Annotated in this window: 11 protein-coding genes; 7 read left to right on the top strand and 4 right to left on the bottom strand. The window is 72.7% G+C overall.

The genetic code is table 11. The features are described from left to right. Positions 1-115 precede the first annotated feature (115 nt). The 3 genes from ACFRKB_RS17690 to msrB all read left to right on the top strand — a co-directional run bounded on the left by ACFRKB_RS17690 (position 116) and on the right by msrB (position 2,513). Positions 116-586 carry an indole-3-glycerol phosphate synthase gene (locus ACFRKB_RS17690; RefSeq protein WP_383106768.1) on the top strand — a complete coding sequence of 157 codons (471 nt, stop codon included), beginning with the start codon at positions 116-118 and terminating at the stop codon, positions 584-586. 71 nt (positions 587-657) lie between these two features. Continuing rightward, a complete protein-coding gene (murC, locus tag ACFRKB_RS17685) occupies positions 658-2,061 on the top strand; it encodes a UDP-N-acetylmuramate--L-alanine ligase (protein WP_383106767.1) in 1,404 nt (467 codons plus the stop codon). A gap of 44 nt (positions 2,062-2,105) precedes the next feature. Further along, complete coding sequence (gene msrB, locus ACFRKB_RS17680; RefSeq protein WP_030350719.1) at positions 2,106-2,513, top strand: peptide-methionine (R)-S-oxide reductase MsrB; 408 nt, start codon at positions 2,106-2,108, stop codon at positions 2,511-2,513. A 73-nt stretch (positions 2,514-2,586) separates the two neighbouring features. On the opposite strand, the gene ACFRKB_RS17675 is transcribed toward msrB, so the two are convergent. Further along, entirely contained in the window at positions 2,587-4,953 is a 2,367-nt protein-coding gene (locus ACFRKB_RS17675) for a GTPase-associated protein 1-related protein (protein ID WP_383106765.1), read from the bottom strand. Positions 4,954-5,216: 263 nt separating this feature from the next. Here ACFRKB_RS17675 and ACFRKB_RS17670 point away from each other — a divergent pair, with 263 nt between their 5' ends. Continuing rightward, positions 5,217-5,384 (top strand): hypothetical protein, encoded by a 168-nt coding sequence (locus tag ACFRKB_RS17670; RefSeq protein WP_249947818.1) that lies wholly within the window; start codon positions 5,217-5,219, stop codon positions 5,382-5,384. Between the two features lie 109 nt (positions 5,385-5,493). On the opposite strand, the gene ACFRKB_RS17665 is transcribed toward ACFRKB_RS17670, so the two are convergent. After that, positions 5,494-5,904: a VOC family protein gene (locus ACFRKB_RS17665; protein WP_383106764.1), complete on the bottom strand. Its 411-nt coding sequence runs from the start codon at positions 5,902-5,904 to the stop codon at positions 5,494-5,496. A 160-nt stretch (positions 5,905-6,064) separates the two neighbouring features. Between ACFRKB_RS17665 and ACFRKB_RS17660 the strand changes: the two genes are divergently transcribed. Together ACFRKB_RS17660 and ACFRKB_RS17655 are read left to right on the top strand one after the other, a co-directional pair. Continuing rightward, entirely contained in the window at positions 6,065-7,021 is a 957-nt protein-coding gene (locus tag ACFRKB_RS17660; protein ID WP_383106763.1) for a DUF1444 domain-containing protein, read from the top strand. A gap of 41 nt (positions 7,022-7,062) precedes the next feature. Further along, on the top strand, positions 7,063-8,193 hold the full coding sequence (locus tag ACFRKB_RS17655) for an aminopeptidase P family protein (protein ID WP_383106762.1): 1,131 nt from the start codon (positions 7,063-7,065) through the stop codon (positions 8,191-8,193). A 97-nt stretch (positions 8,194-8,290) separates the two neighbouring features. Here the strand turns inward: ACFRKB_RS17655 and treZ are convergent, their stop codons facing one another. Beyond that, a complete protein-coding gene (treZ, locus tag ACFRKB_RS17650; RefSeq protein WP_383106958.1) occupies positions 8,291-10,054 on the bottom strand; it encodes a malto-oligosyltrehalose trehalohydrolase in 1,764 nt (587 codons plus the stop codon). Between the two features lie 199 nt (positions 10,055-10,253). Here treZ and ACFRKB_RS17645 point away from each other — a divergent pair, with 199 nt between their 5' ends. Next, on the top strand, positions 10,254-10,802 hold the full coding sequence (locus tag ACFRKB_RS17645) for an FHA domain-containing protein (protein WP_383106760.1): 549 nt from the start codon (positions 10,254-10,256) through the stop codon (positions 10,800-10,802). Positions 10,803-10,965: 163 nt separating this feature from the next. Here the strand turns inward: ACFRKB_RS17645 and ACFRKB_RS17640 are convergent, their stop codons facing one another. Next, positions 10,966-12,039 carry a lytic polysaccharide monooxygenase gene (locus tag ACFRKB_RS17640; RefSeq protein ID WP_383106759.1) on the bottom strand — a complete coding sequence of 358 codons (1,074 nt, stop codon included), beginning with the start codon at positions 12,037-12,039 and terminating at the stop codon, positions 10,966-10,968. Positions 12,040-12,096 lie beyond the last annotated feature (57 nt).

The raw sequence follows: 12,096 nt of genomic DNA, 5'->3' as shown, positions 1-12,096 counted from the left end.
GTCGTTCCGGTTAGCTTCCGCTGGGCAGACTTACAGGCACAGACCCCGTGCGGGCACGGGGAAGGATGGTTTCAGCAGTGGGCCGCACGGCCCTGGAAGAAGAAGGGCGCCTGTCGTGTTCACAAGCGTATTGATGATCGAGAAGCCCCTGTCGCGGGAGGACGTGGAGTTCGTCACCACCCTCCACGGCGACGAGGAGACCTCGTTCGTGGTGCTCATGCAGCCGCGTGGCGACCAGGCGGACCTGCTGCTGCGCGCCATCGACGACATCGCGATCGGCGAACTGCGGGACGCGGCCAGGGAGGACGAGGTGCCGGAGGGCAAGGAAGCCAGACAGCCCGCGGAACTCGCTCTCGAACACTCGCTGGCGGCGCTGCGCGGCCAGGGATCGGCGGCCACCGGCCAGGTCGTGGAGGAGCATCCGCTCGACCGGCTCAAGGAGGTCGTGGACGAGGCCGGCGCCGATGAGGTGATCGTGCTCACCGAGCCGCACTACGTGGAGGAGTTCTTCCACCGCGACTGGGCGTCCCGGGCGCGCCACAAGGTCGGCGTACCGGTGCTCAAACTCTTCGCGCACAGCGAATAAGCTGGGGTCCGCTGCAACTGCGAGCTGTACCTCGCCCGCTAACCCCACCCGCACCTTGGGAGAGAACACGTATGGCACCGGCACCCGGTATCCCCGCCGCCATGGAACGGCCGCACTTCATCGGTATCGGCGGCGCCGGAATGTCGGGTATCGCCAAGATCCTCGCCCAGCGCGGCGCCAAGGTCGCGGGCAGCGACGCGAAGGAGTCGGAGACCGCCGAGGCGCTGCGGGCGCTGGGGGCCACCGTGCATATCGGCCATGCCGCCGAGCACCTGGCGGACGACGCCTCGTGCGTGGTCGTCTCCAGCGCGATCCGGGCCGACAACCCCGAGCTGGCGCGGGCCGCCGAGCTCTCCGTACCCGTCGTGCACCGCTCCGACGCGCTGGCCTCGCTGATGGGCGGGCTGCGCGCGATCGCCGTCGCGGGCACCCACGGCAAGACCACCACGACCTCCATGCTGGCCGTCGCCCTCACCGAACTGGGCCTCGACCCCTCGTACGCCATCGGCGGCGATCTCACGGGACCCGGCACGAACGCCCGGCACGGCGCGGGCGAGATCTTCGTGGCCGAGGCGGACGAGAGCGACCGCAGCTTCCAGAAGTACGACCCCGAGGTCGCGATCGTCCTCAATGTCGAGCTGGACCACCACGCGAACTACGCGTCGATGGACGAGATCTACGAGTCGTTCGAGGCGTTCACCGGCAAGATCGTCCCCGGCGGCACGCTGGTGATCGCCGCCGACCAGCCCGGCGCCGTCGAGCTGGCCTCCCGGGTCCGCGGGCTCAGCACACTCAAGGTCGTCACCTACGGGGAGGCCGAGGGCGCCGACGTACGTGTCCACAAGGTCACCGCACGCGGGCTGACCAGCGAGGTCACCGTCCTGCTCGACGGCCGCTTCCTGACCTTCACCGTCTCGGTCCCCGGCCGCCACTACGCCCACAACGCGGTCGCCGCCCTCGCCGCCGGTATCGCCCTCGGCATCCCGGCGCACAATCTGGCCTCGGCCCTCGGCGCGTACACCGGCGTCAAGCGCCGCCTCCAGCTCAAGGGCGAGGCCGCCGGAGTGCAGGTGATCGACTCGTACGCGCACCACCCCACCGAGATGACCGCCGACCTGGAGGCGATGCGGGCCGCGGCGGCTCCGGGCTCCCGGCTGCTGGTGGTGTTCCAGCCGCATCTGTTCTCCCGTACGCAGGAGCTGGCCACGGAGATGGGCCAGGCCCTGGCCCTCGCCGACGCCTCGCTGGTGCTGGACATCTACCCGGCCCGTGAGGACCCGCTGCCCGGTGTCACCAGCGCCCTGATCATCGACGCGGCCGAGGAGGCGGGCGCCACCGTCACCGCCGTCCACGACAAGGGAGCCGTCGCCGAGGCGGTCGCGGGAATGGCACGCCCCGGTGATCTCGTTCTCACCATGGGCGCGGGCGATGTCACGGACCTCGGTCCCGGCATCCTGGCCCGGCTGGGGGACTGAGCCCACCGGGCAGCCGGCCCCGTCCGACCGACTGAGGAGAGCGCATGCCGTACGACATCGACAAGCCGGACGAGCAGTGGCGCGCGGAGCTGACCGACGCGGAGTACCAGGTACTCCGCAAGGCCGGCACCGAGCCCGCCTTCACCGGCGAATACACGGACACCAAGACGACCGGCGTCTACTCCTGCCGCGCGTGCGGCGCCGATCTCTTCCGTTCCGACACGAAGTTCGAGTCGCACTGCGGCTGGCCGTCCTTCTACGACCCGAAGGACACGGACGCGGTCGAGCTGATCGAGGACCGCTCCCACGGCATGGTCCGCGTCGAGGTCCGCTGCGCACGCTGCGGCTCGCACCTCGGCCATGTCTTCGAGGGCGAGGGCTACCCGACCCCGACGGACCAGCGGTACTGCATCAACAGCATCTCGCTGCGGCTGGCCCCGGACGAGAGCTGACCTGCCCGAGGAGCGCGGTACGGACGGCCCTGCCAACGGGGCCGTCCAAGACCTGACAGCGGCCGTCCGAGACCTAACGGGGCCGTCCGAGGCCGCCGAGGCGGCGGCTCAGCCGGCTGAGGGCTCCCGGGCGGTTCCAGGCCCTGAACTCCTCCGCGCGGTGCAGCCCCGCGCGCTCAAGGCCGCGCTCGACGGAGGCGGTGTCCTCGTCGGAGAACGCGCGCACGGCCGGCCGCAGCACCTTGTCGAGCAGTGAGGTACGGGTCCTGTCCCAGGCCCGGTTCGCGCCGGGGAGGGAGCTCCACGCGATGAAGCAGTCGGCCGCGTAGGCCGGGGCGGTACGCAGCCGGTCGCGTACCCGCTCCTCCTGGGCGGCGGTCGCGTACGCGGTGAGCAGCTCCGGCTCGCCGCAGTGGATCAGGGCGTACAGCTCGCCCTCCGGCCGTTCCTCGGAGAGCAGCCGGCGGGTCAGGGTCCCGAACACCCGGTCCAGTACGGCCGGTTCCACCGGCTCCGCCTCCGCGCGCAGCGCGAGCACCCGCTCGGTCCACGGCGGCCCGGCCCGGCCCGCGCCGATCTCGCCGGCGAACTCCAGGAGCAGCAGGGCGCCCCGTACGCGCGGCTCCAGCTCGTCGGGGAAGCAGCGCAGCAGATCGTGGGCGAGCGTGGCGGCGTCCGCGTCGTCGACGCCGGTGGCGGTGTCGGCGGGGGCATCGGCGGGGCTGTCGAGCGCGGCCCGTACCAGCGTGCGCCAGGTGCCCGCGGCGCGGTGCGCGTCGGAACCCGTCTCGCTGAGCAGCCGCCGCGCCTCGCCCGGGGCCGGCGCGCCGCCGTCCCACACCAGCCGTACGGCCGTCCGCAGCACCAGCGGATCGGTGAACGGCGAGACCCCGCAGGCGCGCAGCGCGGCATGCAGCGCGGCGAGACCGTCGCCGCCGGCGGCGGCCGGTGTCCACGGCGCGCCGGCGCACATCCGCAGATGAGGCAGGGCCTGGACCCCGGTGAGCGCCAGGGACGTACGGCCGAGCAGCCGGACGGCGGCGGGCGGATCCTCGGCGGCGACGGCGTCCAGCGCGCTGAGCAGCGCGGTACGCAGCTCGAAATGCTCCTCCAGGACGGTGAGCAGATCCGGGGTGTCGGCGGTCTCAGGGTCCGCGAGCAGCGAGCGGGCCAGTCGGCGGGCGAGTCCGGGCAGCAGATCCGTACAGTCCACCCCGAGCGCGTCGGCGACGCGCAGCAGCTCCACCGGCCGGGTGATACCGGGGCCGGAGTCCGCGACGCCCGCGCGCAGTTCGGGCGCGAGCCCGGCGGCGAGCCGCTGCCCCAGGTCTTCGGGAAGCGCGGTGAACAGCCGTGTCAGCGCGGCGAATTCGGCCGTCGTACGGTCATCGGATTCCGCCTGGAACGTCTCGACGAGCCGGCGCAGCCGGGCGTCGCCCAGGGCCCGCGCGTGCGTGTGTGCCCAGTCGGCCGCGGCCGCACGGCCGCCGGGGCCTGGCGCGAGATCCGCGCAGAGCGCGACGACGGCCAGGGCGCCGGGGGAGAAGACGCCGCCCGGCAGCGCCGCCGCCTCCGTGAACAGCTCGGGGGCCCGGCCCAGCCAGACGCGCGCGGCGATCCCGGCCCAGACGTCCGTCGTCGTCTGCTCGGCGGGTGCGGGTGCGGGGGAGGTGCAGTCGTGCACCCGGCAGTGGTGGTCGCGCCCGTCCGGCTCCGGCGCGTCCCCGGGCAGGACGCCGACGATCCGCTGCCGGGCGTCGCGCGGCCGGCGCGTATAGGTGGTGAAGGTCAGCAGGTCGGCGCGGTCGCGCGGCAGTACGGCGCAGGCCAGCGCGATCCACAGCGCCACGTCGGCGCTGTCCCGCTCGACGAGGACGATCCGCGCCGCCCGCTCCCCGTCCCGCGGCCCGGACGCCTCCTCGGTCAGCTCGCGCAGACTGGCCAGGAAGCCGGGCAGCCACGGGCCGCGCGAGGCGGCGAATCCGACCAGCGCCTCCCGGCCGAGGAGACCCGACGGGGGAAGCGCCTCCAGCTGCGCGGGGGACCCGCCGGCCGGGGCGGCGGAGGCCCAGCGCGAGGAGTTCCAGGCGGAGATGGGCAGCCCTCCGCCGGGCAGTCCCGCGTCCCCGGGCAGCAGCACGGCGTGGGTGTGGGAGCCGGCCGGGCCGCCGCCGTTCGCGCCGGTGCGGACCGCGCGGGCGAGCAGGCGCGTACCGTCGGAGAGCAGAGTGTGGCTGAACGCCTGCGGAAACGCGGCGAGTTCGGCGGGGCCGGGATGTTCGGGGGCGTCGTGCGGCGGCTCGTACCCGAGCAGCGGCTCGGCCTCCCTGAGCAGCGACCGGGGTATGCCCGGGGTGACCGCGGTGAACCGGGAGTCCGGTCCGTCGGGTCCGTCCGGTCCCTGCGGGGCCGAGGTGTAGTGCAGCTGCGCCAGGCTCATGCGCCGGCCCCCTTCGATCCTTGCGTGCCCCGGCCGTCAACCCGGCTCGGCCGGCGTCGAGTTCGGCAGCACGAAGGTACCGTCCGGCGGGGGGCCCGCGCGCACGGACCCCCGGTCCCGCACGGGCGGACGCGGGGAATCACACCCGCGTTCGGGGGGTGTGCTGAACCCCCGGTTCGGGGGGCTGCCCTCCTGTGCTCGCGGGCTCGGTGCGGGAGAGTGGACGTGCTGAGGAAAGCGTCCTGGAAGGTGAAGGAATCCCCATGAAAGCCCTGCTCTGGATCGTGCTTATCGGCTGCCTGCTGGCCAACGTGTACTTGAACTTCCTGGTGGACGACGGTGGCACGGAGATCGCGCTGAGCGTCGTGGCCGGGCTCGGAGTGGTGGGGTCCGGACTGGGCTTATGGCTGCTGCGGAAGTCCCCCTCGTAGAACGGAGGGGCGGGTCCGGGCGGGAGGCGCCGGGACAGGGCCGCCGGGGCCGTACGGGATGTCGCCGTACGGCCCCGGCGGCGTGCGCGTACGCGGCCGGACCGAGGGCTCAGGCGGGCTGGATCAGGTCCCAGCGGTTGCCGTAGAGGTCCTCGAAGACGGCGACCGAACCGTACGGCTCGTGGCGCGGCTCCTCCAGGAAGCGGACCCCGGCGGCGCGCATCCGGGCGTGATCGCGGGCGAAGTCCTCGGTGTGGAGGAAGAAGCCGACCCGGCCGCCCGTCTGCACGCCGATGCTCGCGCGCTCGGCGTCGTTCTTCGCGCGCGCCAGCAGCAGGCCCACGGCACTCGCGGAACCGCCCGGACCGCCGCCGACGCCGCGCGGCCGGACCACGACCCAGCGCGAGCCGTCGCCCCGCTCGGTGTCCTCGATCAGCTCGAAGCCGAGGGCCCGCGTATAGAAGGCGAGCGCCTTGTCGTAGTCGTCCACGACGAGAGTGGCCAGGGCGATATAAGGCATGCGGCGTAGGTTATACGTATGACCGGTGCCCAGCAAGAGCGCGCGGGAGCGGACGTGACAGGGTCCGGCCCGCCACGGCGTCACCCCCTGGGACTAGCATCGGAAGTTGGGCGATCACCGGGACGGGCGATCACCGGACGATCGGGCAGGAGGCGATGGTGTGGGGCTGTTCCGACGAGGGCCGAAGCGCGACAGCCGCGACGCGCCCCGGGATCTCGCGTTCCCCTTCTTCTCCGTCGACGAGGCCGCGCTGTTCCGCAGCCAGGTCCGGGAGGCCTTCGCCGAGCACGGCCTTGAGGTCACCCTCTACGCGGACCAGGTGACCGACAGCTCCGGCCGCCAGTTCGGTCTGGCCAATCTCGCCGCCGTCTGCCATCACGACGAGCGCGGCTCCCGCGTCTGGGGCGATCTGGCCCGGCGGCACGCGGGGATGGTGCTGCGCACCATGGACTCCCCGTCCGCGCTGGACACGCTGCCGCCCGAGCAGATCCGGGCCCAGCTCTACCCCCGGGTGATCAGCGAGGACGGCCTCGACCCGCAGACCTTCGGCTACGCGCGCTCCGTCGCCCCCGGGCTGTACGAAGTCCTCGCCCTCGACCTCCCCGAGAGCGTCATGATGCTCACCGACGAGGCCCTGGAGCCGCTCGGCCGGCTCCAGCACCTCCGTGACCGGGCCCTGAGCAACCTCCAGGACCTGCCGATCGAGGGGCACGAGGCCGTCAAGGACTCCGACGGGACGCGTTTCGAGGTGCTCCTCGGCGACTCCTTCTACACGGCCAGCCGGGTCCTGGCCCTGGACACGGTCGTACGGAAAGTGACCGGCCGGCCGATCCCGCCGGACGGCGCGCTGGTCGCGATGCCCTTCCGGCACCAGCTCGCCTTCCATGTCATCCACGACACCTCCATCATCCCGACCCTCACCGCCATGACCGCGTTCGCCGCCTCCGGGTACGAGGACGCCCCGGGGGCGGTCAGCCCGTATGTCTACTGGTGGCGCGCCGGGGCGCTCACGCAGCTGAGCGCCCGGGACGCCGAGGGGCTGCGGATCGTCGTCGGCGACGACTTCCACGAACTGCTGGAACGGCTGGCCCGCCAGGAGTCGCCGGATGACATCTGAGGACGACGTCCCGGTCCGCGAGAGATCGAGAAGGAGCACCCATGCCCATCACCGCCCCGCCCCCGCCCTTCACCGCTGACGACTACCGCGCCAGGATGGCCCGCGCGGCCGGATCCGCCGCCGAGGCCGGGCTCGCGGGCGTACTGATCGCGCCGGGCCCGGATCTGACGTATCTCACCGGCTACCGGCCGACCGCCGACACCGAGCGGCTCACGATGCTGGTCGTCGCGGCGGGCCAGGACCCGGTGCTCGTGGTGCCCACACTGGAGGCGCCGGACGCGGCGCGGGCCCCCGGCGCCCCGGCGCTCACCCTGCGGGACTGGACGGACGGCAAGGATCCGTACGCGGTGACGGCCCCGCTGCTCGACCCCGCCGGGCGGTTCGGGGTCAGCGACAACGCCTGGGCGATGCATCTGCTCGGATTGCAGCAGGCGCTGCCCGGCACCTCGTACGTGGCGCTCACCGAAGCGCTGCCGATGCTGCGCGCCGTCAAGGACGCGCGGGAGCTGTCCCGGCTCGCGGCGGCGGGCGCGGCGGCCGACGCCGCGTACGGCGACATCCTGAAGGTCCGCTTCGCCGGGCGCAGGGAGACGGACGTGGCCGCCGACCTCGCCGCGCTCCTCCTCGAACACGGCCATTCCCAGGTTGACTTCACCGTGGTCGGCTCGGGCCCGAACGGCGCCGATCCGCACCATGAGGCCGATGACCGCGTCATCGTCCACGGCGACATGGTCGTCCTCGACTTCGGCGGCCTCAAGTACGGCTACGGCTCCGACACCACCCGTACCGTCCATGTCGGCGAGCCGGGCGCCGAGGAGCGGCGCGTCCACGATCTCGTACGCGAGGCACAGCAGGCCGGGTTCGAAGCGGTCCGGCCCGGAGCTGCCTGCCAGGACGTCGACCGGGCGGCCCGCGCGGTCATCTCCGGGGCGGGGTACGGCGATTACTTCATCCACCGCACCGGGCACGGCATCGGGGTCACCACCCATGAGCCGCCGTACATGATCGAGGGCGAGGAGCGTCCGCTGGTCCCCGGCATGTGCTTCTCGGTCGAGCCCGGTGTCTATCTGCCGGGGCGCTTCGGTGTGCGGATCGAGGACATCGTGACGGTGACGGAGGACGGCGGCCGGCGCCTCAACAACACCCCTCACGAGATGGCGATCGTCGAGTAGCCCCCGCCCTGCCCTGCCCTGCACCGGTCGCCCTGCACCGCGTCGCCCTGCTCCGCCGTGCTCCGTCCTGGCCTGCTTCGCGGCGCCCGAGACCGGATCAGCCGTCCGCCAGGACCACGCACGACTCCGGCGGCAGCCGCAGCACGCCGTCGGCGCCCGGCGGCTCGGTCGGCTGCCAGGAGGCCAGGACCCGGCCCGCGTCGCCGAGTGGGATCTCCGCCGGCTCGCCGGAGAGGTTCACCGCGACCCGCAGATCCCCCCTCCGGTACGCGAGCCAGCGCGCCTCCTCGTCGTACGCCACCCGGACCGCCGCCAGATCCGGATCGGAGAGGTCCGGATGGGTGTGCCGGAGGGCGATCAGCTCGCGGTACCAGGCCAGCAGGCGCGCGTGCGGTTCCTTTCCGGCCTCGGAGCGGTCGAGACAGGAGCGCTCCCATGTCGCCGGGTCCTGCGGGTCGGGGATGTCCTCCGCCGCCCAGCCGTGGGCCGCGAACTCCCGGCGCCTGCCCGTGCGTACGGCCTCGGCGAGCACCGGGTCGGGGTGGTCGGTGAAGAACTGCCAGGGGGTGGTCGCGCCCCACTCCTCGCCCATGAAGAGCATCGGGGTGTGCGGCCCCGTCAGGACGAGCGTGGCGGCGCAGGCGAGCAGCCCGGGGGAGAGGGTGGCGGAGAGCCGGTCGCCGAGCGCGCGGTTGCCGATCTGGTCATGGGTCTGGGCGTAGCCGAGGAAGCGGTGCGCGGGCGTGGCCGTACGGTCGACGGGGCGGCCGTGCGTACGGCCACGGAAGCTCGAATACGTACCGTCGTGGAAGAAGACGCGGGTGAGCGTCTTGGCGAGCGCGGCGAGCGGCGCCTGCGCGAAGTCGGCGTAGTAGCCCTGGGATTCACCGGTGAGCGCCGTGTGCAGCGCGTGATGGAAGTCGTCGTTCCACTGGGCGTGCAGCCCCAGACCGCCCGCCGCGCGCGGGGTGGTGGTGCGCGGGTCACCGAGGTCGGACTCGGCGATCAGGAAGAGCGGCCGTCCCAGCTCGGCGGCGAGCGCGTCGACAGCCGTCGACAGCTCTTCGAGGAAGGTCAGCGCGCGCTGGTCCGCGAGCGCGTGCACGGCGTCGAGCCGCAGCCCGTCGAGGCGGAAGTCCCGCAGCCAGGCCAGGGCGCTGCCCAGCAGACACGCCCGTACCTCGTCCGAGCCCGGGGCGTCCAGATTGACGGCGGCCCCCCACGGCGTGTGGTGCGTGTCGGTGAAGTACGGGCCGAAGCGCGGCAGATAGTTGCCGGCCGGGCCGAGATGGTTGTGCACCACATCGAGCACCACGCCCAGGCCCAGACGGTGTGCCGCGTCGACAAAGCGCTTGAGCCCCGCGGGGCCGCCATACGGCTCATGGACCGCCCACAGCGAGACGCCCTCGTACCCCCATCCGTGGGTCCCGGGGAAGGGGCACACCGGCATCAGCTCGACATGGGTGATCCCCAACTCGGCCAGCGCGGCGAGCCGTTCGGCCGCCGCGTCGAACGTACCCTCGCGGGTGAACGTGCCGATGTGCAGCTCGTACAGGACCGCGCCGGGCAGATCGCGGCCCTGCCAGGGCGTGTGCCACGCGTACGCCGCCTGGTCGACGACGGCGCTCGGGCCGTCGGGGCCGTCCGGCTGGCGGCGGGAGCGCGGATCGGGCAGTACGGGCCCGCCGTCGAGCGCGAAGCCGTACCGCGTGCCGTCGGCGGCGGGCGCCTCGGCGGTCCACCAGCCCGCCCGCCCGGGATCGCGCTCCATGGGCAGCCCGGCGCCCGTGCCGTTCCCGCCGTCCGTCAGCTGAAGTACGATCCCGTCCTGCGCCTGCGGCGCCCACACCTCGAACCGCACGGGTGGTTCCCCCTCGTCGTCGGCACTGTCCACTCTCTCTTCTCCGCCACACGGTGACAAATTCCATCGTGACAAGCGAGACGGCGCGAGGCGCGGCGACGGCGGCGAACGGGGTGGGCACCCGCGGTGGCGCGGCCGGGACGGCGGGAACTCCTGACCGTCTGGACACCTCACATGCGTCGGAAGGACAATCACGTCTGTGACGTCCTCCTTCGAGTTCCACACGTATCCCGCGCGGCTCTCCGACGCCGAGCGCGACCGTGTCCTCGCGGTACTCCGGGAAGGCGCCGCGCAGGGCAAGCTGTCGCACGACACCTTCCTGCGCCGGATGGATCTGGCGCTGGCCGCGCGCCGGGCCGATGAGCTGAAGCTGCTCACCGCGGACCTGGAGTCCGAAGGCCCGTGGTCCCGGAGGGTGTTCGGGACGGTGGGCCAGTTGTCCGCGTTCACGCAGCGGCTGCGCAGGGCCTGGCAGGCGGAGCGGCTGCCGAAACTGCTGCTGCCCCATCCCGGCCCGTATCCCCTGCGGATAGGCCGCGATCCGGTCAACGGGCTGCGCCTCAGCCATGACACGGTCTCGCGGCTGCACGCCGAACTGAGCATGCAGGGCGGACGGTGGATCCTGCGCGATCTCGGCTCGACCAACGGCACGACCGTCAACGGCCGGCGGGTGACCACGACGGCCGAGGTGCGGGACGGCGATCTGGTGAGCTTCGGGACGATGAGCTTCCGGCTCGCCTCGCACTGAGCGCGAACGCGCAGTCGGCGGGAACGGGCACTCGCCAGGAAACGCGTACTCGGCGGGGAACGCGTACTCGGCGGGGAACGCGCGCCGAGCGGGAGGAAGAGCGAGGGACCCGGCCCGCCGTTCCGGGTGGGGGCGGGGAACGGCGGGCCGGGCGGTTCTCGGGTCAGTGCACGGAACAGGGCGACGCGGACGCGGTGTCCGGCGGTCCTCCGGTGGCCACGTAACTGAAGGTGGTCGAGGCCCCGGCCGCCAACGAGCCGTTCCAGTCGGCGTTATGGACCATCACCTCCTGGCCGCCATAGGTGGCGTTGCCGTTCCAGAGGCTGTCCACCCGCTGGCCGCTCGGCAGGGTGAACTCCACCATCCAGCCGAGGATCGGGTGGGCGCCGGTGTTCTTCACCGTCACCTCCGCCTGGTAGCCGCCGGTCCAGGTGCCGGTGGTCGCGCGGGTGGCGGTGCAGGTGGCCGTGGGGTCGGTGGGCGGGTCGGTCGGGTTTCCGGGGTCACCGACGCCGGTCACCTCGCCCTTGCCGCCGTCGAAAACCACGTCGGAGCAGCTGTAGAAGGTCTCTTTGCTGTCCGAGCGCTCCCACACCATGTAGATGATGTGCCGGCCGGACTTTCCGCCCGGCAGGTTGCCGGTCCACTTGTAGGCGCCCTCGACCGTCCCGACGGGCCCGGTGACCTGCGGGTGGTCGACGGTCAGGAAGGGCTGTGACTCCAGGTCGGCCCAGGTGAAGGTCCTGGTGGGGTCGAACCCGTCCTTGGTGATGTAGACCCGGAACCAACCCGGGTGCGCCGCCCAGGCGTTGTACGAGAAGTCGAGCGACGCGCCCGAGGTCAGATGGGTCAGCGGCCAGTCGTTCCTGGCCAGGTCGAAGCCGGTGAACGTGGTGTTGCCACCGCTGCACAACTGCCCGTCGGGGATGAAGCCCTGGGTCCGGCCCGCGCCGTCGGAGCGCAGCACGGAGAACCAGTTGTAGAGCGGGGTCGTGCCGCCCGCGGCGACGGCGGCCTTGCAGGCGGGGTTGATGGGTTTGATCTCACCCGTGCTGCTCAGACCGTCCTTCCAGCACATGAACGTACGGCTGGCCGGCTGCATGGGGGTGCCATGGGCGGACGAGGTCCCGCTGTTGCCGACGACCAGCAGCAGGGCGGGGAGTGCGGCGAGCAGGGCGAGGAGGACGGCTCTCCGGGGATGCGACAGCCACCGTGGCCGCCGTGGGGGGTGCTTCATCACGCGAGTCCCTTCTGAGCTTCTGACGGCTTCTGACGTGATCATGACAAGCGTGTG

It is taken from the genome of Streptomyces scopuliridis (genome assembly GCF_042790125.1).
In the GTDB taxonomy this organism is placed as follows: domain Bacteria; phylum Actinomycetota; class Actinomycetes; order Streptomycetales; family Streptomycetaceae; genus Streptomyces; species Streptomyces scopuliridis_A.
This window is presented reverse-complemented; position numbering and strand designations above follow the sequence as displayed.